The 24,118-nt window shown below is 73.4% G+C and carries 22 protein-coding genes and 1 pseudogene; 10 read left to right on the forward strand and 13 right to left on the reverse strand.

The genetic code is table 11. From position 1 onward, the window contains the following. Positions 1-2: 2 nt before the first annotated feature. Together ACZ53K_RS24685 and ACZ53K_RS24690 are read right to left on the reverse strand one after the other, a co-directional pair. Positions 3-620, reverse strand: a complete 618-nt coding sequence (locus ACZ53K_RS24685; protein WP_468840457.1) for a (2Fe-2S)-binding protein — start codon at positions 618-620, stop codon at positions 3-5. Then, positions 611-1,498 carry an FAD binding domain-containing protein gene (locus ACZ53K_RS24690; protein WP_468840459.1) on the reverse strand — a complete coding sequence of 296 codons (888 nt, stop codon included), beginning with the start codon at positions 1,496-1,498 and terminating at the stop codon, positions 611-613. Before ACZ53K_RS24690 ends, ACZ53K_RS24685 begins: the two co-directional genes overlap by 10 nt. A gap of 319 nt (positions 1,499-1,817) precedes the next feature. Here ACZ53K_RS24690 and ACZ53K_RS24695 point away from each other — a divergent pair, with 319 nt between their 5' ends. The 3 genes from ACZ53K_RS24695 to ACZ53K_RS24705 all read left to right on the forward strand — a co-directional run bounded on the left by ACZ53K_RS24695 (position 1,818) and on the right by ACZ53K_RS24705 (position 5,808). Continuing rightward, entirely contained in the window at positions 1,818-3,488 is a 1,671-nt protein-coding gene (locus ACZ53K_RS24695) for a PucR family transcriptional regulator (RefSeq protein ID WP_468840461.1), read from the forward strand. Between the two features lie 404 nt (positions 3,489-3,892). Further along, the gene (locus tag ACZ53K_RS24700; RefSeq protein ID WP_468840463.1) at positions 3,893-4,741 is read left to right on the forward strand and encodes a hypothetical protein; all 849 of its coding nucleotides are present in this window, start codon (positions 3,893-3,895) and stop codon (positions 4,739-4,741) included. A gap of 191 nt (positions 4,742-4,932) precedes the next feature. Then, positions 4,933-5,808, forward strand: coding sequence for a hypothetical protein (locus ACZ53K_RS24705; protein WP_468840465.1), 876 nt, complete (start codon positions 4,933-4,935; stop codon positions 5,806-5,808). Positions 5,809-5,909: 101 nt separating this feature from the next. Here the strand turns inward: ACZ53K_RS24705 and ACZ53K_RS24710 are convergent, their stop codons facing one another. Continuing rightward, positions 5,910-6,848: a GntR family transcriptional regulator gene (locus ACZ53K_RS24710; protein ID WP_468840467.1), complete on the reverse strand. Its 939-nt coding sequence runs from the start codon at positions 6,846-6,848 to the stop codon at positions 5,910-5,912. Positions 6,849-6,978: 130 nt separating this feature from the next. Here ACZ53K_RS24710 and ACZ53K_RS24715 point away from each other — a divergent pair, with 130 nt between their 5' ends. Next, on the forward strand, positions 6,979-7,818 hold the full coding sequence (locus ACZ53K_RS24715) for a (2Fe-2S)-binding protein (protein ID WP_468840469.1): 840 nt from the start codon (positions 6,979-6,981) through the stop codon (positions 7,816-7,818). Positions 7,819-8,013: 195 nt separating this feature from the next. Next, on the forward strand, positions 8,014-9,135 hold the full coding sequence (locus tag ACZ53K_RS24720) for a DUF2637 domain-containing protein (protein WP_468840471.1): 1,122 nt from the start codon (positions 8,014-8,016) through the stop codon (positions 9,133-9,135). Positions 9,136-9,171: 36 nt separating this feature from the next. Here ACZ53K_RS24720 and ACZ53K_RS24725 read toward each other — a convergent pair whose 3' ends face one another. The 3 genes from ACZ53K_RS24725 to ACZ53K_RS24735 all read right to left on the reverse strand — a co-directional run bounded on the left by ACZ53K_RS24725 (position 9,172) and on the right by ACZ53K_RS24735 (position 13,040). Continuing rightward, positions 9,172-9,630, reverse strand: a complete 459-nt coding sequence (locus ACZ53K_RS24725; RefSeq protein ID WP_468840473.1) for an ATP-binding protein — start codon at positions 9,628-9,630, stop codon at positions 9,172-9,174. 165 nt (positions 9,631-9,795) lie between these two features. After that, positions 9,796-11,538 carry a pyruvate dehydrogenase gene (locus tag ACZ53K_RS24730; protein WP_468840475.1) on the reverse strand — a complete coding sequence of 581 codons (1,743 nt, stop codon included), beginning with the start codon at positions 11,536-11,538 and terminating at the stop codon, positions 9,796-9,798. 125 nt (positions 11,539-11,663) lie between these two features. Further along, complete coding sequence (locus ACZ53K_RS24735; protein ID WP_468840477.1) at positions 11,664-13,040, reverse strand: protein phosphatase 2C domain-containing protein; 1,377 nt, start codon at positions 13,038-13,040, stop codon at positions 11,664-11,666. A gap of 450 nt (positions 13,041-13,490) precedes the next feature. Between ACZ53K_RS24735 and ACZ53K_RS24740 the strand changes: the two are divergent. Next, positions 13,491-13,964 (forward strand): annotated as a pseudogene (locus tag ACZ53K_RS24740) (DUF456 domain-containing protein); the annotation flags it as partial. Here the strand turns inward: ACZ53K_RS24740 and ACZ53K_RS24745 are convergent. From ACZ53K_RS24745 to ACZ53K_RS24770, 6 genes are all read right to left on the reverse strand, one after another. Further along, a complete protein-coding gene (locus tag ACZ53K_RS24745) occupies positions 13,850-15,427 on the reverse strand; it encodes a DNA-3-methyladenine glycosylase 2 family protein (RefSeq protein ID WP_468840479.1) in 1,578 nt (525 codons plus the stop codon). The pseudogene ACZ53K_RS24740 and the gene ACZ53K_RS24745 overlap by 115 nt on opposite strands. A gap of 72 nt (positions 15,428-15,499) precedes the next feature. Continuing rightward, positions 15,500-16,630 (reverse strand): ribosome small subunit-dependent GTPase A, encoded by a 1,131-nt coding sequence (rsgA, locus tag ACZ53K_RS24750; RefSeq protein WP_468840481.1) that lies wholly within the window; start codon positions 16,628-16,630, stop codon positions 15,500-15,502. A gap of 295 nt (positions 16,631-16,925) precedes the next feature. Continuing rightward, entirely contained in the window at positions 16,926-17,876 is a 951-nt protein-coding gene (locus ACZ53K_RS24755) for a nucleotidyl transferase AbiEii/AbiGii toxin family protein (RefSeq protein WP_468840483.1), read from the reverse strand. Beyond that, the gene (locus tag ACZ53K_RS24760) at positions 17,824-18,279 is read right to left on the reverse strand and encodes a hypothetical protein (protein WP_468840485.1); all 456 of its coding nucleotides are present in this window, start codon (positions 18,277-18,279) and stop codon (positions 17,824-17,826) included. Before ACZ53K_RS24760 ends, ACZ53K_RS24755 begins: the two co-directional genes overlap by 53 nt. Further along, positions 18,276-19,001, reverse strand: coding sequence for a hypothetical protein (locus ACZ53K_RS24765; RefSeq protein ID WP_468840487.1), 726 nt, complete (start codon positions 18,999-19,001; stop codon positions 18,276-18,278). Before ACZ53K_RS24765 ends, ACZ53K_RS24760 begins: the two co-directional genes overlap by 4 nt. 59 nt (positions 19,002-19,060) lie before the next feature. After that, positions 19,061-19,657: a TetR/AcrR family transcriptional regulator gene (locus tag ACZ53K_RS24770; protein ID WP_468840489.1), complete on the reverse strand. Its 597-nt coding sequence runs from the start codon at positions 19,655-19,657 to the stop codon at positions 19,061-19,063. Between the two features lie 56 nt (positions 19,658-19,713). Between ACZ53K_RS24770 and ACZ53K_RS24775 the strand changes: the two genes are divergently transcribed. Further along, positions 19,714-20,118 carry an STAS domain-containing protein gene (locus tag ACZ53K_RS24775; RefSeq protein WP_468840491.1) on the forward strand — a complete coding sequence of 135 codons (405 nt, stop codon included), beginning with the start codon at positions 19,714-19,716 and terminating at the stop codon, positions 20,116-20,118. Continuing rightward, complete coding sequence (locus ACZ53K_RS24780; RefSeq protein WP_468840493.1) at positions 20,115-20,519, forward strand: ANTAR domain-containing response regulator; 405 nt, start codon at positions 20,115-20,117, stop codon at positions 20,517-20,519. Before ACZ53K_RS24775 ends, ACZ53K_RS24780 begins: the two co-directional genes overlap by 4 nt. An 81-nt stretch (positions 20,520-20,600) precedes the next feature. On the opposite strand, the gene ACZ53K_RS24785 is transcribed toward ACZ53K_RS24780, so the two are convergent. Beyond that, a complete protein-coding gene (locus ACZ53K_RS24785; RefSeq protein WP_468840495.1) occupies positions 20,601-21,557 on the reverse strand; it encodes an LLM class F420-dependent oxidoreductase in 957 nt (318 codons plus the stop codon). 295 nt (positions 21,558-21,852) lie between these two features. On the opposite strand from ACZ53K_RS24785, the gene ACZ53K_RS24790 reads away from it, so the two are divergent. Then, on the forward strand, positions 21,853-23,043 hold the full coding sequence (locus ACZ53K_RS24790; protein ID WP_468840497.1) for a zinc-dependent alcohol dehydrogenase: 1,191 nt from the start codon (positions 21,853-21,855) through the stop codon (positions 23,041-23,043). Between the two features lie 55 nt (positions 23,044-23,098). Next, positions 23,099-24,097, forward strand: a complete 999-nt coding sequence (locus ACZ53K_RS24795; RefSeq protein ID WP_468840499.1) for an SDR family NAD(P)-dependent oxidoreductase — start codon at positions 23,099-23,101, stop codon at positions 24,095-24,097. Positions 24,098-24,118: the final 21 nt, after the last annotated feature.

Here is a 24,118-nt window from a genome sequence, read left to right on the forward strand (position 1 = left end):
GGTCAGGCCCCCGTTCCGGTGGTCTGCGCGTCGCCGCGGGCGGCGGCGAGCCGGACCGCGTCGAGGATCTTCTCGTAGCCCGTGCAGCGGCACAGGTTGCCGGACAGCGCCTCGCGGATGTCCGCGTCGGACGGCTCGGCGTTGCGCTCCAGCAGTTCGTCGGCGGCGACGAGCAGGCCGGGCGTGCAGAAGCCGCACTGGACGGCGCCCGCGTCGATGAACGCCTGCTGGATCGGCGACAGTCCGGCCTGTTCACCCGTACGGCCGTCGGTGCCCGCCGGCTTGGCCTGCCAGCGCTGCGCGGCGTCCGTGCTCGTACCGGACGCGGTACCGCAGGCGCCGGTGGCGCAGCCGCCGCGCCGCGCGCGCTCCTCGGCGAAGTCCGCGAGCCCCTCGACCGTGACGACCTCGCGGCCCTCGGCCTGACCGGCCGCGACCAGGCAGGAGCACACCGGCACGCCGTCCAGGCGGACCGTGCAGGAACCGCATTCGCCCTGCTCACAGGCGTTCTTCGAACCCGGCAGGCCCATCCGCTCGCGGAGCACGTACAGCAGGCTCTCGCCTTCCCAGACGTCGTCGGCCTGCTGTTCGCGGCCGTTGACGGTGAAGTTCACGCGCACTGGGCGCTCCTCTCGTTGCCGCGGTAGGACTCCCAGGTCCAGCCGAGGGTGCGGCGCGCCATGATCCCTACCGCGTGGCGCCGGTACTTCGCGCTGCCGCGCACATCGTCGATCGGGTTGCAGGCACCGGCCGCCAGCTCGGCGAACTGCTTCGCCACGGACGGCGGAACGGGCCGCCCCGACTCCCAGAAGCCGCCCTCCTCCAGCGCGGCCGTCAGGAACTCCTCGGCGGCCCTGGCCCGTACGGGGGTGGGCGCGGCCGAGCCGATGCCGGTGCGTACCGTCCGGGTGCGCGGGTGCAGCGCGAGGCCGAAGGCGCACACCGCGATGACCATCGCGTTGCGCGTACCGACCTTGGAGAACTGCTGCGGCCCGTCCGCCTTGGGCAGGTGCACGGAGCGGATCAGCTCGTCCGGCTCCAGCGCGTTGCGCTTGACGCCCAGGTAGAAGTCGTCGACGGGGATCATGCGGCGGCCGCGTACGGACTCCGCCTCGACCTCGCCGCCGGAGGCGAGCAGCGCCGGGTGGGCGTCGCCGGCCGGGGAAGCGGTGCCCAGGTTGCCGCCGACGCCGCCGCGGTTGCGGATCTGCGGGGAGGCCACGGTGTGCGAGGCGAGCGCCAGGCCGGGCAGCTCCGCCCGGAGGTGCTCCATGATCTGCGTGTACGGCACGGACGCGCCCAGCCGCACGGTCTCCTCGCCCACCTCCCACTCCCGCAGGTCATCGATGCGGTTCAGATCGAGCAGGTACTCCGGACGGCGGTGGTCGAAGTTGATCTCGACCATCACATCGGTGCCGCCCGCGATCGGCACAGCGGTGGGGTGCTCGGCCTTGGCGGCGAGCGCCTCCTCCCAGCTGGCGGGGCGAAGGAAGTCCATTCGAGGCTCTCTTCTACTACGTCTTTTCGGTGCGTCGCCGCGCCGGGCCGGCCGGCGCCGGCTCCGCTGGCGAAAACGGGTCGTCCGCTGCCCGGGAAGAGGCCCTTCGGCCCTCGCGTCCACCGGGCTGTTCATGTCGTGTTTACGCGGTTGGGCCCAGTGAACGCGCCGGGGACCCGCCGGGTGCAGTCACCGAAACCATGAAGCGGTTGGCTGGCCACGGCGCATGTCTTGTAGATTCGAACGAAAGGCGGGGCCCAGAAACCTCGCGGCATTCCACCGGCAACACCGGACAGCAAAGAACGGCGGGCGAGAGACCATGCGGCTCCGCGCACTCCTGGACACCGGCACTCTCGGCCTGCGGCTGCTGGGCGGCGAGGAGGAACTGGACCGTACGGTGCGCGGCGTGATGACCACCGACCTGCGCGACCCCAGCCGCTACCTGTCCGGCGGCGAGCTGGTGCTGACCGGGCTGGCCTGGCGCCGCGAGCCGGAGGACTCCGAGCGGTTCGTCCGCATCCTGGCCGCGGCCGGGGTCGCCGGGCTGGCCGCGGGCGAGGCCGAGCTGGGTTCGGTGCCCGAGGACCTGGTGGTGGCCTGCGCCCGGCACCGCCTGCCGCTGTTCTCCGTCGTCGAGGACGTCTCCTTCGCGTCGATCACCGAGTACGTCGTACGGCAGGTCTCCGGCGAGCGCGCCGGCGACCTGGCCGCCGTGGTCGACCGGCACCGCCGCCTGATGACTTCCGGGCCCACCGGCGGCGGCCCCGAGGTCGTCCTGGACCTGCTCGGCTCCGACCTGGACCTGCGCGCCTGGGTGCTGTCCCCCACCGGCCGCCAGATCGCCGGGTCCACCCTGGCCGGATCCGGCCCCGAGCTGCCCGCCGAGACGGGCGCGCGGCTGGCGGGCGAACACCTGGCCGCGTCCCGCACCGGCCGCCGCGGCCCCTACCGGCTCCCGCTCGGCGGCACCACGTACTCCCTGTTCCCCATCCGCGGCACCGGCCGGGACCTGCGCGAGACCGTGCTGTCCGACTGGCTGCTGGCCGTCGAGGCGGACGCGGGCGACTGGGCCGAGGAGCGCCTGGACCTGCTGCACGGCGTCACCCAGCTGATCGCCGTCGAACGCGACCGCCGCGACGCGGCCCGTACGGTACGCAGACGCCTCGCGCAGGAGGTCCTCGAACTGGTCCAGACGGGGGCCGCGCCCGCCGAGATCGCGGCCCGCCTGCGGGTGGCCGCCCCGGTGCTGCTGCCCGGTCTGGGCACCGCACCGCACTGGCAGGTCGTCGTCGCCCGCGTCGAGTGGGAGGGCGGGGACGTGCCCGGCGGGCCGGTCGCCCAGACGCTCCTGGAAGAGGTGCTGGTCGACCCCGGTACGTTCGGGCCCGACCCGTCCGACCGGATCGCCGTCGCGCACACCGGCGACGAGGCGGTGGCCCTGGTGCCGCTGCCGGCCGTACCGGAGGACGGCGACGCGCGGGACGCCTCAGCCACCGGCCTCCAGGCCGACACCCTGCTGTCCGTCGTCCGGGAACCGCTCACCCGCGGCCTGGCCGACGACGGCCGCCTGACCATCGGCGTCAGCGCCTCCGTCCACTCGGCGGAGGGCCTGCGCGGCGCCCTGGAGGAGGCCCGGCACGCCCGCCGGGTCGCCGCCGCCCGCCCCGGCCGGGTCTGCGCGGCGGGCCATGAGGAGCTGGCCTCGCACGTCCTGCTGCTGCCCTTCGTCCCCGACGACGTACGCCGCGCCTTCACGGCCCGCCTGCTGGACCCGCTGCGGGACTACGACCGCCGCCACCGCGCCGAGCTGATCCCCACCCTGGAAGCCTTCCTCGACTGCGACGGATCCTGGACCCGCTGCGCCACCCGCCTCCACCTGCACGTCAACACCCTCCGCTACCGGGTCGGCCGCATCGAGCAGCTGACCGGCCGCGATCTGGCCCGCCTGGAGGACAAGCTGGACTTCTTCCTGGCGCTGCGGATGAGCTGAGCGGCGGCCCGCCGCGCCGCCTCGGACGCCGGTCACCGCGGCGCCGGGCGGCGGGGTGCACATCCGGCCATGCCGGAATGGCTCGTATGCGCCATCCGGCGGCCGACACGCAACGGGTCGGCGTGCTTTGCCAGTTGACTTTGCGTCAGTCAATGCCGGGGCCCCTGGAGCGCCGTCACCCGTTCGGGCGTATCCCGGCAGCTCTGCCGGACGGTGCGCCCGGCACCCCGATCCCTCCGGAGCGCCACGCCCTGCCCGTTCCCGGAGCGTCTCGTCAACCCCGGACGGCACCCAAGAGATTGTGAAATCATTCACCTTCCCCCTTGGCCGGGCGGCGGAATCCGTGCTGAGATGCGCCCACTGCTTCTCAGGTCCAGCTCAACGGTGCGCTCGGGGAGGGCAATGTGGCGGACACCGCCATGTCAGGAGCCGCGGAGTCCGCGGGAACAGCGGATCCCGCGGAATCGGTGCCGGAAATCCCGGCGGCCAGGTCGGCGGCCGGGGCGGACGCCCTGGACCGTGCCGTGTGGCGGCTGCGGTCGCGCGGCTGCTGGGACGACGCGGCGGCGCTGCTGGAACCACACGCGGCGGGATTCCCCCCGTACGCGATCCACCGTGCCGCGCTCCTCGTGGAACGCTGCATGTTCACCGCCACCGGGTGGTCGGCGGCCGAGGACGCGCTGCGCGCCGCCGAAGCGCTGGCCCGCGACGACGACGAGCGGGGCGCCGCGGCCTGCGAGCGCGGCCAGCTGGCGTACGCCGCCACGGTCCTCGGGGTACGCGACCGCGCCGACGAGGCCCGCTCCGCGCTCGGCCGCGCCGCGGCGCTGCTGGCGCCGACGGCACCCGGCCGCCCGCTGCTGGACTTCCGGCGCGGCCTGATGGCCGAACACGTCGCCGACAGCCCGGAGTCCGCCCGCGCCGCCTACCGCCGCGCCCACGCGGGCGCCACCACGCACGGCGACACCCTGCTGCTGTCCTCCACCTGGCGCCACCTCGCCGGACTGGCCCTGCGCGACGGCGAACTGGCGGACGCGAGGCGCGGTTTCGGCGAGTCGCTGCGCATCCGGGAGGAGCTGGGCTTCCTGGTCGGCACGGCACCGGCACTGGTCGCGCTCGCCGACGCGGCACCACCGGAGGAAGCGGAGGGACTGCGCGCGGAGGCCGCCCGCCTCTTCCGCCTCATGGACGGCGTACCGACCTGGCTCGCCGGGCACCTGGCCGACGTCCCGGTGGCACCGGCGCCCTCGTAGACGGGACCGCGGGCGCCCGCATCCGCGCGCCCGGCCACCGGCGGCCGGGCGCGCGACGGGGCATATTCCGCTCCGCCCGTCCCTCGCACCCCGAATTTGGCCTCAAGTCGCACTGTCCGTGTGCGACTTGGCACTGGATGCTGGTGCGGTTGACTCCCAACCTTCGGCAGCGCCTTTCAGGAGGCCACACCTTGGCAGCAGGAGCACCGCACCCATCGGCCGGCCCGGACTGGGGAAAGGCGGATTTCGAGGCCATCTACGACTGTCCTGACCCGCGTACGTACTTCCGTACGCTGGGTCCGCTCGACTACCAGATCCCGCACCACGGCCAGGGCGTCTTCCGCGCCCTGACCGAGTCCCTGCAACGGCGCCGGACCGAACGTTCACCGCTCCAGGTCGTCGACCTGTGCTGTTCCTACGGCGTCAACGCCGCGCTGCTGAACCACAAGCTGGGCCTCGTCGACCTGTACGAGCGGTACACCGACACCCAGGAGACCGGCGGACTGCCGCCGGGCCGGCTGGCCGTCGAGGACCGGGCGTTCTTCGACGAGCTCCGCCGTCCGGAAGCGGTACGGGCCATCGGCATCGACGCGGCCGGCCAGGCGGTCGGCTACGCGGAGCGCGTCGGCCTGCTGGACGCCGGGTTCGCCGAGAACCTGGAGGCCGCCGAGCCCTCCGAGCGGCTGCGCCGCACCATGGCCGGCACCGATCTGATCACCGTGACGGGCGGCGTGGGTTACATCTCCGCCACCACCTTCGGGCGGCTGCTCGCCTGTACGCCCACCGCGCCCTGGGTCGCCGCCTTCGTCCTGCGGACCGTGTCGTACGCGCCGGTCACCGCGCTGCTCGCGGACGCGGGCCTGGTGACCGAGCGGCTGCCCGCGCGCACCTTCCGCCAGCGCCGGTTCGCCGACCTCGCGGAGCGCCGGGCCGCCTTCGGCGCGCTCCAGGCGCGGGGTCTGGACACCGAGGGCAAGGAGTCGGACGGCTTCTACCACGCGGACCTCTATCTCTCCAGGCCCGCGGCGGACGTGGCGGCGCTGCCCCTGGAGCGGCTGCTTCCCTGAAGTACGCCGCCGGGGAGAGGCGTCCGGCCGGGCTCCGCCGTCCTCTGGAGCGCGCGGTGCCGCGGCTCGCGGAGCACTGCGACTCGTGGAGCACTGCGCGCTCAGTGCGGGCGGCGGGCCGCGGCCAGGTGTTCGCGGGCGATCCGCTCGACGATCGCGTACTCCCGTGCCATCAGGGCGTCCAGCAGCGCCGTGTGCTCGGAAGCGGCGGCCAGCAGGTCGGCCGTGCGGGGAGCGCGGCCGCCGGGCGCCGGCCACTGCGTACGGCGGTGCAGGTCGTCGGCGACCAGCAGGAGCTGGCGGTTGCCGGTGAGTGCGAGCAGCGCGTGGTGGAAGACGTGGTCGGCCTCGGCGTAACCGGCCCGGTCACCGCGGGCGGCGGCCGCGACACCGGCGGCGGCCAGCGGGCGCAGCTCCTCCCACCGCTCGGCCGGCAGTGCCCGCGCCAGCCGCAGCAGCGCCGGTATCTCCAGCATCGCGCGGACTTCGGCCAGCTCGGCGAGGTCGCGGTGGGTGCGCTCGGCGACGCGGAAACCGCGGTTCGGGGCGACTTCGACGGCGCCCTCGCCGGCGAGCAGCTGCATGGCTTCGCGTACGGGCGTGGCGGAGACTCCGTAGCGGACGGCGAGCGCGGGGGCCGAATAGACCTCGCCGGGGACCAGTTCGCCGGATATGAGGGCCTCGCGGAGGGCGGCCAGCACCTGGCCCCGCACGGAATGCCGCTGCGGCTGCTTGCGCGGCGCGGCGTCGGTCCCGGGAGCGTGCGCGGCCACCGTCCCTCCCCGTGGGCCGCCGGGAGCCGTCCCCGGTACGGCGGTGAGAGGGGACATCGGCGCGGGCACGAACGCCGTGGCGGGGTCCGGTACGCCGGGCCGGTGCTCGTACGCCGTGTCCGGGGGCGCGTCGGGGAGGGTGTGCGCGGCGGGACGCGCCGGGCGCCCGTCGTGCCCGGTGTGCTCGCCCCGCACGGGCTGCGAGCCGCCCTGCGCGGGCACCTGTGCGCGCAGCCGCGGCGCCGGTTCCGCTCTGCCCTGCTCCATGCGGGTTCCTCCTCACGTCCTCCAGCACCTTAGGCGCCCCCTGTGACAGTTCAAACCCGGCTCAAAACCACCGAAGATCGGGTAAGGTAAGCCTTACCTGCCAACGACCGCGATATCGGTGGTGTCCCGTATGGCCCCTCTGCTCGCCGCCCGGCCGCGCATCGAGCCCTTCACCGGGGCGTACGCCCGGCTGACCGAGGTGTTTCCCGGCCTGCGGGTGACCGGCTGGGAGACCGCGCCGCCCCCGGGCGAGGGCTGGGTCACGACCGCCGGCCTGACCACCGACCCGGCGACTTTGGAAGCCTTCCTGGCCTGGGACGACGCACAGGTGGTGCAGGACTACGGCCGACGGGCCCGCCCCGACGTCGTCGCCACCTTCGCCCTGCACCGCTACGCCTGGCCCGCCTGCCTGCTGATCACCATCCCCTGGTTCCTGCACCGCCGGGTGCCGCGGCTGTCCGTCGAGGACGTCGCCCACCACCGCGAGCAGGGCCGGATGGCCGTACGCGTCCGCTCGTTCGCGTGCCTTCCCGGCGACCCGGCCGCGGAACTGCCCGGCGCCCGGGTCGTACGGGGCGAGGAGGCCCTGCGCGCCGAGGTGCGCGAGGCGGTCGCCGAGCACCTCGGGCCGGTCCTGGACGCGTTCCGGCCCCGTATGCGGCGCGGGCCCCGGGCCCTGTGGGGCATGGTGTCGGACGAGATCGCCGAGGGCCTGTGGTACCTGGGCCATCTGCTGGGCGAGGAGCAGCGCGCGGTGGCCGAGCTCAAGCGGCTGCTGCCGGGCGGCACGGCCCCGTACCCGGGCAGCGCCGCCTTCCGCGAGCTGACCGGTCCGGACGGCGCGGCGCTGCCCACCCGGGACCGGGCGAGCTGCTGCATGTTCTACACGCTGCGCCCGGAGGACACCTGTGTGACCTGCCCGCGTACGTGCGACGCGGATCGCATCAAGCGCCTCACCGCAACCACCTGACACCCACACCACCCGATCGAGTCGTCGGATTCGAACTCAAACCTGCTCGCCCTTGCGGGAGTTCGAGCCGAACACACCTATCCGTAGGCCTCCACGCCCCCTAGGCGTTCTCTTGCCGGGAAACCCCCGGACGGGCGGACGGATTCCGCCAGGATGTCGCGCGAAACCGCGTTCGCCGAAGCAAGGGGTCCCAGGGTGAGAATTATCGATATATCGCTGAATTGGCTGGCGCCGGGCATCCTGTTGCTCGTCGGCATCCTCTCCACCGTGTTCGTGCTCCTGCGCGGCAAGCGCTCGGCCGAAGCGACGGCGGGCGGCGAGGACTCCTGGGAGCGCACCGAGGAACGCCGGCGCCGCAAGGAGGCCGTGTACGGCACCGCCTCGTACCTGCTGCTGTTCTGCTGCGCGGCGGTGGCGGCGGCCCTCTCCTTCCACGGGCTGGTCGGCTTCGGCGTGACCAACCTCAACCTCTCCGGAGGCTGGGAGTACCTGGTGCCGTTCGGGCTCGACGGAGCGGCGATGTTCTGCTCCGTGCTCGCCGTGCGCGAGGCCAGCCACGGTGACGCGGCCCTCGGCTCACGGCTGCTCGTCTGGCTGTTCGCGGGCGCCGCCGCCTGGTTCAACTGGGTGCACGCGCCCAGGGGCTTCGGCCACGACGGCGCGCCCCAGTTCTTCGCCGGGATGTCCCTGTCGGCGGCGGTCCTCTTCGACCGGGCGCTCAAGCAGACCCGGCGGGCCGCGCTCCGTGAACAGGGCCTGGTGCCGCGCCCGTTGCCGCAGATCCGCGTCGTACGGTGGCTGCGGGCCCCCCGGGAGACCTTCGGCGCCTGGTCGCTGATGCTGCTGGAAGGCGTACGCACACTGGACGAAGCGGTCGAAGAGGTGCGCGAGGACCGGCGGCAGAAGGAGCAGAACCGTCACCGCAGGCGGGAGCGGGACAAGCTGGACCGCGCCCGCATCAAGGCGATCAACCGCCAGCACCGCCACTGGAGCCGCGGCCGCGGCGGCCGGCAGGTACCGCTGACGGCGGGCGTCCCGACGGCACACGGCACCCCCGCCGCTGCCCAGCAGGCCGGCGCGGAACCTGCGATATCCGGCGGCCCGGAATCCCTGCCGCCCGGACCGCTGCCCGCGGGGTCCGACCCTCTGCAGCCGGCCTCCCGCCCGGCGCTGAAGGCCGTGCACGCCCCCGGCGCCGATCCCGCGGGCCCGTACCAGCGGACCGTGGACCTGACCGCCGAGGACGACACCCAGGCACTGCCCAGGCTGGACTCCCTGGAAGAGAAACTGGCCCAGATCGAGAAGCAGTTCGGCTGACCCGCGGCGGACCGTGCCCGCACCCCCGGCCTTTTGTCAGGCCGGTCCGCCGCCCAGCTCGAACCAGACGCATTTGCCCACGCCGTGGGCCTTGACCCCCCACGCGTCCGCGAGGGAGTGCACCAGCATCAGTCCCCTTCCCGAGGTGCCGTCCGTCGTCGGCGGGCGCAGTCTGGGCCGCCGCCCGACGAAGTCCCGTACCTCCACCCGCAGCCGGTCGGTGACCGTGGCGGTCACGACGGCACCCCCGTTGGTGTGGACGAGGGCATTGGTCACCAGCTCACTGATGAGCAGTTCCGCTATGTCGGCGTCCGCGTGCTCCCCCCACTGGCGCAGCAGCTGACGCAGTTCGGCGCGTACGCCGGCCACCGCCGTCAGGTCCGCACGCCGCAGTGTGCGCTCCATCTTCCCCGGCAGCCGGGTCCCGTTGCGGACGCCGGCGCGTCCGTCCACCGGTCCGGCCCTGTCCTCGCGCCGCACAGACTGACGCTTCATCCTCCCCGCCCCGTACGCTTTTCCGTGCCGTGGTCTCGAACAGCTTCACGGTCATGCATTCCCATCGGGCCCGGCGCCATGCTTCGGCCCGCGAGACGGCGCAACGGCAGACCGCAGGCATGTGCCCGCGGCTCACCTCGGAGAACGTCCGTCAGGCGCCGGCTCTCAGGGGCGCGGGATGTTGCGGAGGTTGGAGCGGGCCATCTGGAGCATCCGGCCGACACCGCCGTCCAGCACGATCTTGCCGGCCGAGAGCGCGAAGCCCTGGACCATGTCCTTGCTGATCTTCGGCGGCATGGACAGGGCGTTGGGGTCGGTGACGATGTCGACCAGCGCCGGGCCCTTGTGCCGGAAGGCGTCGCGCAGCGCGCCGCGCAGTTCCTTGGGCTTCTCCACCCGTACCCCGTGGGCCCCGGCCGCCCGCGCGATGGCGGCGAAGTCCGGATTGTGGTTGTCGGTCCCGTACGCGGGCAGGCCGGCGACCATCATCTCCAGTTCGACCATGCCGAGCGAGGAGTTGTTGAAGAGGACCACCTTCACCGGCAGGTCGTGCTGGACGAGGGTGAGGAAGTCACCCATCAGCATGGTGAAACCGCCGTCGCCGGACATCGAGACGACCTGGCGGCGGCGGTCGGTGAACTGCGCGCCGATCGCCTGCGGCAGGGCGTTGGCCATCGAGCCGTGGGTGAACGAACCGATCACGCGACGCCGCCCGTTGGGACTGATGTAGCGCGCGGCCCATACGTTGCACATCCCCGTATCAACGGTGAAGACCGCGTCGTCGGCCGCCTCCTCGTCCAGCACGGAGGCGACGTACTCCGGGTGGATCGGCGTGTGCTTCTCGACCTTGCGCGTATACGCCTTGACGACGCCTTCCAGGGCGTCGGCATGCTTCTTTAGCATCCGGTCGAGGAACTTGCGGCTCTTCTTGGGCGTGACGCGCGGGTTCAGGCAGCGCAGCGTCTCACGTACGTCGCCCCAGACCGCTAGATCCAGCTTGGAGCGGCGGCCCAGCCGCTCCGGTCGCACGTCGACCTGCACGATCTTGACGTCGTCCGGCAGGAAGGCGTTGTACGGGAAGTCCGTGCCCAGCAGGATCAGCAGGTCGCACTCGTGCGTCGCCTCGTAGGCCGCGCCGTACCCGAGCAGCCCGCTCATGCCGACGTCATACGGATTGTCGTACTGAATCCACTCCTTTCCACGCAACGCGTGGCCCACCGGAGCCTTCAGACGCTCGGCGAACTCCATCACCTCGGCGTGCGCCCCCGCGGTGCCGCTGCCGCAGAACAGCGTGACCTTGCCGGCGTCCTCGATCATCCGGACCAGTTGGTCGATCTCCGCGTCGCCGGGGCGCACGGAGGGGCGCGAGGTGACCAGCGCGGTCTCGATGGACCGCTCGGGCGCCTCCTCGTCGGCGATGTCGCCGGGCAGCGAGACGACCGCGACGCCGCTGAGCCCGATGGCGTTCTGGACGGCGGTCTGCAGCACCCGCGGCATCTGGTCGCGGGTGGAGATCATCTCGCTGTAGTGGCTGCACTCGGTGAACAGCCGGTCCGGGTGGGTCTCCTGGAAGAAGCCGGTGCCGATCTCGCTGGAGGGGATGTGCGAGGCGAGCGCGAGCACCGGGGCCATCGAGCGGTGGGCGTCGAAGAGGCCGTTGATCAGGTGCAGGTTGCCGGGGCCGCAGGAGCCGGCGCAGGCCGTCAGCCGGCCGGTGACCTGGGCCTCGGCGCCCGCCGCGAAGGCGGCGGCCTCCTCGTGGCGGACCTGGACCCAGTCGATCGCGGCGTTGCGGCGGATCGCGTCGACGACGGGGTTGAGACTGTCGCCGACGACCCCGTAGAGCCGCCGCACGCCGGCGCGCACCAGAATGTCGACGAACTGCCCGGCCACGGTCTGTTTCGCCATGTCGCCTCGCTCCTCCGGTACTGGACCGAGGGGCAGACGCATGCCCGACAATGGCCCGTTCTGCGGCATTCCTTCGGTTCTACCACTCCCCCGGACTTCTGTCCGGCCCGACTACGCCTGCCGCGTCACTCCGGCCCCGCCGCTTCCCCCATCTCCCCTGCCTCCCACACCGCCACGGCCGTGCGGTCCTGCCCGTACCCCTCCGCGTGCAGCCGGACATCGGTCAGGAACGCCGCGAACCCCGGCGGCCCGGCCCCCGCCCAGCGGGCCGCCAGCCGGCCGGCGAACCCGGCCGCCTCGGTCAGCGGGCCCGCGAACCCGGCACTGCACAGCAGCAGAGCGTCGCCCGGCCGGGTCACACAGGTCCGGAAGCGGAACGGCTCCGGCGTCGTCCGCAGCACGGACTCGTACGGCGGCTGCCACGGCTGCCCGGACGGGACGCGGGGCAGGCCGGGGAGGGTGTCACCCAGGTCCAGCGGCGGCCGGACGAGGTCGGGGCGGGTATCGGACGGCTGGTGCAGGTCGGGGCGGGTGCCGGACGGCTGGTGCAGGCCAGGGCGAGTGCCGGATGGCCGCGGACCCTGGCGGGACTCGTCCAGGGCGGGGTCGCCGGGGACCGGCCACGGCGGCGCGGCGCCGGGCGGCTCCTGCCCGCACGCCTCACCCTCGGCGGGTTCGTCCCCCGGCGGCTCGGCACCGAACCCGATGGCCGGGCCGCCCGCCGGATCCTCCCGGGGCGGTGGGGGCTCCAGGTCCTGCCAGACACCGTTGCGCAGCCGGAAGAAGCCGCCCGCGCCGACGCCGAAGAACACCCGGGTGCGGCAGGCCGGATCGGCGGGCAGCAGCATGCAGCGCAGCGCGGCCGTGTACTGCTCGGGCTCCATGCCGTGCTCGCCCGCGTACGCGCGGAGCTTGCCGTAGCCACGGTCGGTGAGCCGGTGCAGGCCGGACTTCAAGGCGCCGCGGTTGCCCGTACGGATGTCCTCGGCCAGCCGGGTGTAGCTGCGGCCGACGGCGCCGCCGATCCAGTGGCACATGTCGCGGGCGGCGCGATGGGCGCCACCGTACGCGTACGCAGGGCCGTCGCCGGGGGCCGCGGTGGCCACGGCGACCATGATCAGCGCCTGCTGCCCGGCGCCGAACCGGGCGGTGAGCAGGGCGTCCCCGCGCGGCTCGGCCCGGTGCCGGGCGGTCTCGCCGCGCAGCGAGGCGGCGCGCAGGGTGAGCGGCCCGTACCCGGCGCCGTCCAGCTCCGTGTCCGGCACGAGGTCGTCGAGCGCGCCCGGGTCCGCGGCGGGCAGAGCCATCGGCTCGGGGGCCGGGGAGGGGGCGCCGGACGCCTCCAGTGCCTGGCCCACCGCGCGGAAGGCGGAGTCCACACGGTCGTCGAGCGAGTCCGGGGCCGTCACGGGGCCGGTGTCCCGCGCCGCTTCGCTGTCGTCCTCGTACAACTCCCGCCACCAGGAGTTCTCATGGTGGCGCCGATCCCCCTGTGGGTTCATGCGGCGTATTGTCCACCGGCCGGCGGCCCGGAAACAGGGCACGGAGGACCGCCGGGCGGGCGGCCCGGCGGGTACGCGCCACGGAGGGGGCTGGGGGCGCCAGGCCGGTATCCGCCACAGAGACGTTTCAGTCGGCGGTGCGTCCCGCCACGGCGAGACCGGCGGCCCCACGCCTCCGCGCCGCGCTGTGACCGGCTGTCAGTGCCGTGCGCCACAACGTCTCCGCCATCGTACGAACGTGGGAACAGTGCCCGGTGCGGGGAGCGTCCGGGCTGTACGCATGGGTGGACGGGATCGGGGCCAGGTCCTCGACCGGTGCCATGGAACGGGACGCCGGCCCGCTCGACCGCGCCGTTCTCTAGCCTGTGCGGCAGCCGCGCACCTGCGGCCGAGCGACGCCGCCGCACCGGCCGAGGGGCGCGCCCGTCCCGCTTCCGGCAGGCTGGGTCCATGGGCGTGTGGCAGTTGCTCGCGGTCGGGCTGGTTTTCCTGTTCGGCCTGCTCGGCGTGCTGATTCCCGGGGTTCCGGGGCCGCCGATCGTCTGGGCGGGCGTGCTGTGGTGGGCGATGACCGAGCAGACCGCCCTGGCCTGGTACGTCCTGTTCGGTGCGAGCGCCGTGCTGCTGCTCAACCAGGTCCTCAAGTGGCTGCTGCCGCCCCGTGACCTGGGGGCCGCGGGCGCGCCGTACCGCACGCTGTTGCTGTCGGGCGTCGCGGGCATCGCGGGCTTTTTCCTGGTGCCCGTGGTGGGGGCCGTACCGGGCTCGGTCGGTGTGCTCTACCTGCTGGAACGGTCGCGGCTGGGCAGTCACGGCGACGCGTGGGCGGCCATCCGTACGGTCATGCGGTCCATCGGGTTCGCCGTGCTGACCGAACTTCTCGCCTGCCTGCTGGTGGTCGGTGCCTGGACGGGCGCGGTCATCGTGAGCTGATCCGGGTGAAGGGTGCCCGCCGCCTGCCACAGATGGTGCAGGGCGTAGGACCGCCACGGCCGCCACGTCTCCGGGGACGGGCCGCCGCCGTCGCCCACCGGCCCCACGTCCGGGTCGCCCAGTGCCCGCATCCTGATGTACGCGGCGGCCGCCGGGCTCACCCCGGGCAGACCGCGCAGCGCCCGTTCGGCGGCGTCCCGGTCCGCGCCCGCGTCCAGCGTGACCGTGCCGTCCGCGAGCGCGGCGCACAGAGCGCGCACCGCCTCCGGCACTCCGTCGCCGGTCAGCGCGGCGGGCTCGGGGAAAAGGTGGGTCAGCGCGCCGTCCGCCGTGTCCAGCGGCTTGCCGTACGCCCGTACCAGCTCGGCAGTGCGCTCGGGCTGCCCGCCGAGTCCGAGGACGGTCCGTACGGCCAGTTCCTCGGGGTCGGCGGCGCCCGGCGACCGCAGTCCCGGGCGGGCCGCGACCAGCGGGCCGAGCAGCGGGTCGGCGCCCAGTCGCTCGGCGACGGCGAAGGGGTCGGCGTCCAGGTCGAACAGGCGGCGCAGCCGCTGGACGGCCGTGGACAGGTCCCGCAGGTCGGTCAGGTGCAGGCGGCATTCCAGCCAGCCGCCGTCCGCGCCCCGGGCGGCCGGGCACACCAGTCCGGCGCGTGGCCGGCGCGGCTGCCGGGCCCCGGTGTGCTCGTCGATCTCTGCGATGCCGCTGCCGTGGTCCAGGCGCAGGGTACGGCGGTACGTACGGGCGCCTCGCCTGCCGCGCACCTCCTCCACGCCGGGCACCGCGCGCGCCTGGAGGAAGTCGAAGATCTCGGCGGCCGCGTACGGGCCCCGGTAGGCCAGCCGCAGGGGAACCCCGGCGGGCGCGCCGTGCCGCGCGCCGCCGCCGGACGCGCCCGTGCCTGCCGCCGCGCGCAGCTCGCTCGGCGTACTGGCGTAGATCTCCCGCATCGTGTCGTTGAACTGCCGGATGCTGGCGAATCCGGCGGCGAAGGCCAGGTCGGTGACCGGCAGGCCGGTGGTCTGGAGCAGCAGCCGCGCGGTGTGCGCACGGCGGGCCCGCGCCAGGGCCACGGGCCCGGCGCCCAGCTCGGCCGTGAGCTGCCGCTGCACCTGGCGCGCGCTGTAGCCCAGCCGCCGCGCGAGACCGCCGACGCCCTCCCGGTCGATCACGCCATCGCCGATGAAGCGCATGGCGCGGCCGACCAGGTCGGCCCGGACGTTCCACTCCGCCGATCCCGGCACGGCGTCCGGGCGGCACCGGCGGCAGGCCCGGAACCCGGCGCCCTGAGCCGCCGCCGCTGACGCGTAGAACCGTACGTTCGCGCGCTTGGGGGTGACGGCCGGGCAGCTCGGGCGGCAGTAGATCCCGGTCGTCACGACGGCGAAGAAGAACTCCCCGTCGAAGCGCGCGTCCCGGCTGGACACCGCCTCGTACCTGGTCTCGTCATCCATCACAGGTTCCAGTGTGCGCCACTGCCCGGACGCTCACTGGCGGATATCGGACACCACGGTCGGGAGCGAGGCTCAGCCCCTGGCTCCCCTCTTCCGCTCCCCCATGTGCCGGCCCAGCGCCTGCTTCTGCTTCCAGTCCCTGCGGATCTCCGCGCGCAGCCGGGCGTCCGTCTTGGCCACGATGCGCTCGGTCTCCCGCAGGAGCTTGCGGTAGCTTTCCAGGCGCCGCTGCGGCAGTACGCCACTGTCCACGGCCGACAGCACCGCGCACCCCGGTTCCGTAGCGTGCGCGCAGTCATGGAAGCGGCAGCGCGCGGCCAGTTCCTCGACGTCCGAGAAGGCGCGCGCGAGGCCCGCGTCGGCGTCCCACATGCCGACGCCGCGCAGCCCCGGGGTGTCGATGAGCACCCCGCCGCCGGGCAGGACCAGCAGGTCGCGGGTGGTCGTGGTGTGCCGGCCCTTGCCGTCCCGGTCGCGGGCTGCGCGTACGTCCTGGACGTCCTCGCCCAGCAGGGCGTTGGCGAGCGTGGACTTGCCCGCGCCGGACTGCCCGAGCAGGACGGTCGTGCCGCCGGCGACCACCGCCGCGAGGACGTCGAGTCCCTCGCCGGTGGCCGAGCTGACCGCCAGCACCTGCACTCCGGGCGCGGCGGTCTCCGCATCCGCGATCAGGTGTGCCAGCCCGGCGGGGTCGCCGGCCAGGTCGGCCTTGGTCAGGACGACCAGCGGCTGCGCCCCGCTCTCCCAGGCCAGGGAGACGAAGCGTTCGATGCGCCCGAGGTCCAGCTCCACGGCGAGCGAGACCGCGACCACGGCGTGGTCGACGTTGGCGGCCAGCACCTGCCCCTCGGACCGCTTGGAGGAGGTGGACCGCACGAACGCGGTACGCCGCGGCAGCAGCGCCCGCACCGCGCCGTCCCGGCCCGCGCCGACCTCGCCGAGGTCGATCACGGCCCAGTCGCCGGTGCACGGCACCCGCATGGGGTCGCTGGTCGCCACCAGCGCGGTGTCCGCCAGCACGGTCCGGACGCCGTCCCCGTCGGGAATCACGGCGTCCACCCGCCCGCGGTCGACACGGATGACCCGGCCGGGCACGTACCCCTGTGCGGCATGGGTGGCGAAACTCTCCGCGATGTCGTCGACCCAGCCGTAGGAGGTCAGCGGGTGCGGCGAAGCGGAGGATGAAACGGAAGACGACTGCAAGGGAAACCCTTCACAAGGGTGGCCCCGGCCCCACGCGCCCAGCGCGCGGCGGAAAGTGTGGAAAGGTCAGCCGGAGACCACGGAAGTGGAACTGATGGTCTTCTGAATGCGGGCAGCGCCCAGCGCAATGACAGCCATCGGGTCACACCTCCTGGTTCTTCCACAGCCGGCCACGGCGGCCGACGGCCACCGTGGGGAACGGCCTCACCTTAGACCGGCCGCGGAACCCGGCGCCAACGAATTCCGGTCCGCCGGTTTTCCCGTGTCACTCGTCCTCGGTTCACTCGTCCTCGGTTCACTCGTCGGTCTCGTCCTCGGTCGGTACGAGCGTGTGCACCGCCTCGTACAGGCTGTCCACCACCCGCTCCCTCTCCCGGGGCTCCGCGTGGGCCGTCCGGTACGCCGCCACGGCCTCGGCCGTGGTCGCCAACCGGTCGCCGAGCGGGCCGTCGAGCAGTTCCGCCGTGACGACCATGGCGCTGTCGACGGGGACGTGCCGTTTCGCCAGGTGTTCCTGGACCGCGTCCATGCCCCGTAGCGCCAGGATGTCCCGGCATTCCTGTGTCAGTGGTGCCAGCCAGGCGGCCCGCTGCTGGTAGGCGGGGGAAGCGCCGCTGCCGTCGTCGAAGGTGAAGGTCGGCGTGAGGGCCGTGACGAGGCGGTCGACGTACGCGTACTCGGCGAAGTCGTCGTGTTCCGGGTGGTCCTTGCGGAACTCGTCCCAGTCCTGTTCGGTCCGCCTGAGGCTTTCCAGGAGGACCGGGCAGCGGTCGTAGAACCCGTCGTCCACGCCACGGAAGACGGCCCGGAGCAGGTCGAAGGGCAGCTCGGTCGATTCGGCCAGCAGGACCGCGTCGTACAGGTCCTTGCCCTCCGGGAAGCGGTCGGAGACCAGCCACAGGATCTTCCAGGCGAGGGAGAGTTCGGGGGTCGCGGCACCGATACGGGCGGGTTCCGTGCCGTCGGGGCCGGGGACCTCGGTGGGAGCGGCGGGGGCGGGCAGTTCCTCGTTGAAGACGAAGTCGAGCTGCACGGTGCCCGGCGGCACGTCCTCGTCGTGGGCCGTCCACGGAATGACCAGCCGCCGCCCGGGGACCCGGTCGTACGTCCAGATCTCGTCGCCGATCGCGCCGCCCGCGTCCAGCCGCACCGGGCCGCCGCGCAGGGACACGTCCTCGGCCGCCCGGGCGATGTCACCGATCATGCGGTCCGTGCGGCTGTCCGCCTCGCTCCAGGCCGACGGCACGACGACGAAGTCCAGATCGCCGGGCTCCCGGGCCTCGGCCCCGAACCAGGCCTTGAGCAGCGCTTCCGCGCAGCACGAGGTGGTCGGCCCACGATGACCCGGCGACGGCCGTCAGGGCGTGGTGCAGGGCGTGCCGACGGGCGGCGTACCACCGCTCGCCGGTGGCCGCGTCGGCGAACCGGGGCTCGCCGAGCCGCATGGCATGGGCGCGGTGGCAGACCGACGGATCGAACACGGGCGGCTGGACGGCTCCGCCGCCCGGCACGGGCAGCAGGGTGGCCGGGAGGTCCATCGCGGCGCGGGTCGCCTCGTCCGGAGGCGTGGCGGGGACGACGGCCGTACCGGGCCAGGGTCCGAAGGAGAAGGCCCGCCAGTCGGTGCCCTGCTGTCCTGGCTGCGTCATGCGCCCGCTCCCGCCCCGTGCTGCTCGTCGATCCAGCCGTCGTCCAGCGACGCGGCACTGTCGAGGACGACGAACACCCGTTCGGTGGAGGCTATGTCATGGCCGGTCGCGCGCAGTTCCGCGAGCAGGGCGGTCAGGCGCCGTTCCGCGGTGTCGCGGCCGACCGCGCGGCAGCGCTGGGTCACGAAGCGCTCCTCGCGTCCGTCGGCACGGACCCGCCGTGCGTTGCGGGAGAGATGCGCGGCGTGCCGGCAGGCGAGGGACGTGAGGCCGGGGTACGGGTGCGGGGTGGCCGGTCCGGCGGGGGCCAGCAGGAGTTTGACGTGGTGTTCGAAGTAGAAGTCCGGGCCGAGGGCGGCCGCCGCTTCGTCGGTGACCGGTACGCCGTCGGCCCACGGCGTCGTCTCTATCTTCGTACGGACCACGTCGAAACCGGCGGCGCGCAGCTCGGCGGCCTCGGCCGCCGCCCGGGCGCGGATGTGCCGCTCCGGTCCGCTGTCGCGCAGGGTCAGCATCGGCTGGGAGGGCGTGGCGCCGCGGTCCAGCACGATGTGGACCCACTTCAGGCCGCGCGCGGCCGCATGGGCCTCCAGGCCGGCGGGCCCGTCCAGGGTGGCCGTGCCCGTGTCCCGTACGGTCAGGTGTGTCTCGAATTCCCCGCGGAAGGCCGGGGCTTCGGTGGCGGCACCCCGCCGCGCCGCCCGGTGGCCGCTCTTGATCATTCGAGGATGCTCTCAGAGTACGGCCGGGGCGGCTCACGCGCCCCGGGGAACGCCGTCCCTCACCGGTGCTGTTCGATGAGGCACCGCGCCATCGCCTGGGCGCGCCGGGCGGCGTGCCGGTCGCCCTCGGCCGCGGAGATGATGGAGCCCTTCATCAGGATGTGCCAGGAGCGGGCGAAGGCGTCGCAGTCGCGCAGGCCGGCCTCCTCCGCCATGGTGCGTACGAGGGTCCGGATGTTGTCCAGGTAGCGGATGCTGGCTTGGCCCAGTGGGTGCTGCCAGCCCATCTCCAGCAGGACGTTGATGAACGTACAGGCGTCGAAGTCCGCGTGCCGGAACCACTCGTCGAAGACGTCGAAGACGGCCAGCAGGTGTTCCTCGGGGGTGTCGCCGCGCCGCCGGGCGCCGGCCTCCACCAGGCCGTGGGTCCACCGCTGTTCGCGGCGGTCGAGGAAGGCCAGGACCAAGTCGTCCTTGGAGGGGAAGTGCCGGTAGAAGGTGGCCTTGGCCACCTGGGAGCGGTGGATGACCTCGTTGACCCCCACGTCGCGGATCCCGCGGCGCGAGAACAGGTCATAGGCGGCGCTCAGCACCCGTTCGCGGGCGCCGGGACGAGCCCCGGCGTGCGACGCCGCCGGCGCGCACTCGGTCGTCATGGTGGGCCCCAGTGTAGGCGTGGACAGACCGGTTTGACTCCTGCCACGATGGGGCCATGTCCCTACAGACAGACCGGTCTTCCCTGGCCGGTCCGGATGCCCTGGGGGTCCGTACCCAACTGTTCGGCCCGTGTGCCGTCCTGACCGTACGGGGCGAGATCGATTACGGCACCGTGCCGGTCCTGGACGAGGCGGTCGAAGCGTTGCCGTCCGGCCTGGGGAGTGTGGTGCTGGAGATGACCGGAGTCACGTTCATGGACGCGGCCGGACTGCACTTCCTGCGGCGCCTGGACGCCTACGGCGAGCGACGCGGCATCCCCGTGCGGGCCCTCAACCTGCGCCGGCAGCCCCGGCGCGTGATGGAACTGGCCCGCAAGTGGCCCGGCACACCCCAGCCGGGCAAGTTCCTCGGCCGCGTGGCGCCTGTCGGAGTGCCGGCGGCGGTTCAGGAGCCGCAGTGAGGCGGCGCTCCCTGGCGGCCCTGCGGCTCGTCACCGCCTCGGGTGCGCGGCGCATGAAGGCGAAGGAGGCGTCTGGTGGCCCGGACGACGCGGTGACACGCCCCGACGACGCGGTGGTCGGTCACCTGCGGGCGGAGAACGCGCAGTTGCGCCAGGCGCTCGACACCCGGCCGGTGATCGACCAGGCCCGTGGCATCCTGATGGCCACCGAGGGCTGCTCCGCCGAACAGGCGTGGGACATCCTGCGGCAGACGTCCCAGCGCTCGAACACGAAGATCCGCGAGGTGGCCGGTGAGGTGGTCGCGGGTGCCGCCGGGCCCGTCGCGCCGGGACCGGTGCGTACGGAGCTGCGGGCGGCGGTGGCGCGGCACCGGGCGGCCGGCCGGCGGAAGGCCGGGTGACGGCGGTGCGCCGGACGGGCGGCCACGTCCGTCGCACACGGCCCGCCACTCCGGCCCCGCAGTTCGGTCCGCCGGCGCGGTTCAGTCCGTGAGCTGCGGCAGCACCTTCGTACGGTAGAAGTCGAAGAACCCCCGCTGTTCCGGGCCGATCTGGTTGACGTAGACGGTGTCGAACCCCGCCTCGGCGTACGCGCGGAGCGCGGACACATGGGCGTCCACGTCGTCGCCGCAGGTGACCGCCTCCGCGACGCGTTCGGGGGTGACCAGTTGCGACGCCTGCTCGAAGTGGCGGGGCGTGGGCAGGATCTGCGGCAGTTCGCCGGGGAGCTGTTCGTTGGCCCACAGGCGGTGCGCGGTGTGCACGGCCTCGTCGCGGTCCGGGTTCCAGCAGACCTTCACGCCGCCCAGGACGGGCTTGTTGCCGCCGCCGCCCCGCCGGAAGCGTTCGACGGCGTCCGCGTCGGGGGTCATGGTCACGAAGCCGTCGCCGACGCGGGCGGCCAGTTCGGTGGCGTTGGGGCCGAACGCGGAGACGTCGATGGGCACCGGTTCGTCGGGCACGGTGTAGAGCCGGGCGTTCTCCACGGTGTAGTGCTTGCCGTGGTGGCTGACCTCGCCGCCCTCGAAGAGCTGCCGCATCACCTGGACGGCTTCCTCCAGCATCTCCAGGCGTACCGAGGCCTGCGGCCAGTGGTCGCCGAGGATGTGCTCGTTGAGGGCCTCGCCGCTGCCCACGCCGAGGCGGAAGCGGCCGTCGAGGAGCACTCCGCTGGTGGCTGCCGCCTGGGCCGTGACCACGGGGTGCAGCCGCATGATGGGGCAGGTCACCGCGGTCTCCACGGGCAGTGAGGTGACCTGGGACAGTGCTCCGATCACCGACCAGACGAAGGGGCTCTGGCCCTGTGCGTCGTTCCACGGGTGGAAGTGGTCGGAGATCCACAGTCTGGTGAAGCCGGCCTGCTCCGCCATGCGGGCCTGTTCGACCAGCTCCGCCGGGCTGTGTTCCTCGCAGGAGAGGAAGTATCCGTAGTCGGTCATCGGGGCTCCGTGCGGTCTCGACGGCCCGCGGAGGGCCGGGGTGGGTGGCTGGTGGGTCGCCCCCTTGGGTGCTGCGGCGGGTAACCCTTTCCGGGCCGGGAAAACCCGTTCGGCGGCTGCCGGGGTCCGTGTCGGCGGCGTACGGAAACGATTCGGCCCGGGCGATCCGGGTACTGGAGCTGCCACGACGGAGAACACCGTTTTAGACTCAAAGGCGGCTTTTGTGCTGCCGGAGGTCGACGATCCCCGACCGGGGCTGTCCGGTGGGCCGGCCGCCAGAACAAGGAGATCCGCGATGCGAGCGAACGTCTGGCACGGCAAGCGCGACGTCCGCGTGGAGAACGTCCCCGACCCGCAGATCAAGAAGCCGACCGACGCGGTCATCAAGGTCACGTCCAGTGGCCTGTGCGGCTCGGACCTGCATCTGTACGAGGTCCTCACCCCGTTCATGACCCCCGGCGACATCCTGGGGCACGAGCCGATGGGGGTGGTGGAGGAAGTCGGCTCCGAGGTGACGAACCTCAGCCCGGGCGACCGGGTGGTGATCCCCTTCCAGATCGCCTGCGGCAGCTGCCGGATGTGCCGTGACGGGCTCCAGACGCAGTGCGAGACCACGCAGGTCCGCGAGCACGGCTCGGGCGCAGCGCTGTTCGGGTACACCAAGCTCTACGGTTCGGTACCGGGCGCGCAGGCCGAGTTCCTGCGCGTACCGCAGGCCCAGTACGGGCCGATCAAGGTGCCGCACGGCCCCGCCGACGACCGCTTCGTCTATCTGTCGGACGTACTGCCCACCGCCTGGCAGGCCGTTCGGTACGCCGGTGTCACCAAGGGCAGCAGCGTCGCCGTCCTGGGGCTGGGGCCGATCGGCGCGATGTCCTGCCGGATCGCCCGGCACCTGGGCGCGGAGCAGGTGATCGGCGTCGACCACGTACCCGAACGACTGGCGCGGGCGCGCCGCGACGGGGCGACCGTCTTCGACCTGGACGCGTTCGACGACGAGGACGGGCTGCTGGACGCCGTCAAGGACGTCACCGGCGGCCGCGGCCCGGACGCCGTTATCGACGCGGTGGGCACCGAGGCGCACGGCAGCCCGGCCGGGAAGCTGGCGCAGCAGGCCGCCGGGCTGATGCCGTCGCGCTGGGCGGAGAAGCTGATGAGCAAGGCGGGGGTGGACCGGCTGAGCGCCCTGCATCTGGCGATCGCGATGGCGCGGCGCGGCGGCACGATCTCCATCAGCGGCGTGTACGGCGGGATGAGCGACCCGATGCCGATGCTGGTGATGTTCGACAAGCAGCTCACGTTCCGGATGGGCCAGGCCAATGTGCGCCATTGGGCGGACGACATCATTCCGCTGCTGACCGACGAGGACCCGCTGGGCGTGGACGACTTCGCCACCCACCGGCTGCCGCTGGACCGGGCGCCGGAGGCGTACGAGATGTTCCAGAAGAAGACCGACGGCGCGATCAAGGTGCTGTTCACCCCGTGACGGGACGGTACGGGGCACGCCGGAGGACCCACGGGGCGAGGTGAAAGGACCGGTCATGCCGCATTTCGCTGCCGCGCCGCCGATCGCGGGGCTTTCGGCCCTGGTGACGGGCGGGTCGCGCGGCCTGGGCCTGCTGCTGGCCCGTCAGCTCGCGGCGCGTGGCTGCCGGGTGACGATTCTGGCGCGCGACGGGAAGGAACTGGAGGAGGCGGCCCGGTCGCTGCGCCGGCCCGGTGGTCCGCCGGTCGGTACGGCGGTGTGCGACGTCCGTGACCGGGCGGCGGTCTCGGCCGTCGTCGAGGACGTCGCGGCGCGCGAGGGCGGGCTGGATGTCGTCCTGGCCAACGCCGGGGTCATCCAGGTGGGCCCGTCGGCGTCGATGGGCCACGAGGCGTTCCACGACGCCATGGAGACGATCTTCGACGGTGCGCTCAACACGTCCCTGGCGGCCCTCCCCCACCTGCGGCGCAGCCCGGCCGGCGGGCGGCTGGCGCTGATCGGTTCGGTCGGCGGCCTGCTGGCCGTACCGCATCTGCTGCCGTACTCCTGCGCCAAGTTCGCGGTCGCCGCGCTGGCCGAGGGGCTGCACGCGGAGGAGAGCGGGTACGGCGTGTCGGTGACGGCGGTGCATCCGGGGCTGATGCGGACCGGGTCCCATCTGCACGCGCAGTTCGGCGGGGACGCGCCGAGGGAGTACGCCTGGTTCTCGGCGCTGGCGGGCACGCCGGTCCTGTCGATGAACGCCGGACGCGCCGCCGAGCGCATCGTCTCCGGCGTACAGCGCCGCCGCCCCCGCGTCGTCCTGACCCCGGCCGCCCACCTCGCCGCCAAGGCGCACGGCCTGGCGCCCGTCACCACCACCCGCCTGTCGTCGGTGCTGGCGCGGGTCCTGCCGCGGGACGCCGTCGGCGAGCCGGGCGTGACCGAGGGGGTCGCGGTGGAGAACGGCGGGCGGGCGCCCGCCTCGCGGCTGCGCAAGGTGTTCAGCGCGCTCAACGACCGGGCCGCCGGGCGTCTCAACCAGTGCGGGAAGGTGGCGCCGCCCTCCCGCTGACCGGCGACCGGCCCGGCTCGC

The sequence above is a fragment of the Streptomyces sp. NPDC033221 genome (assembly GCF_055577005.1).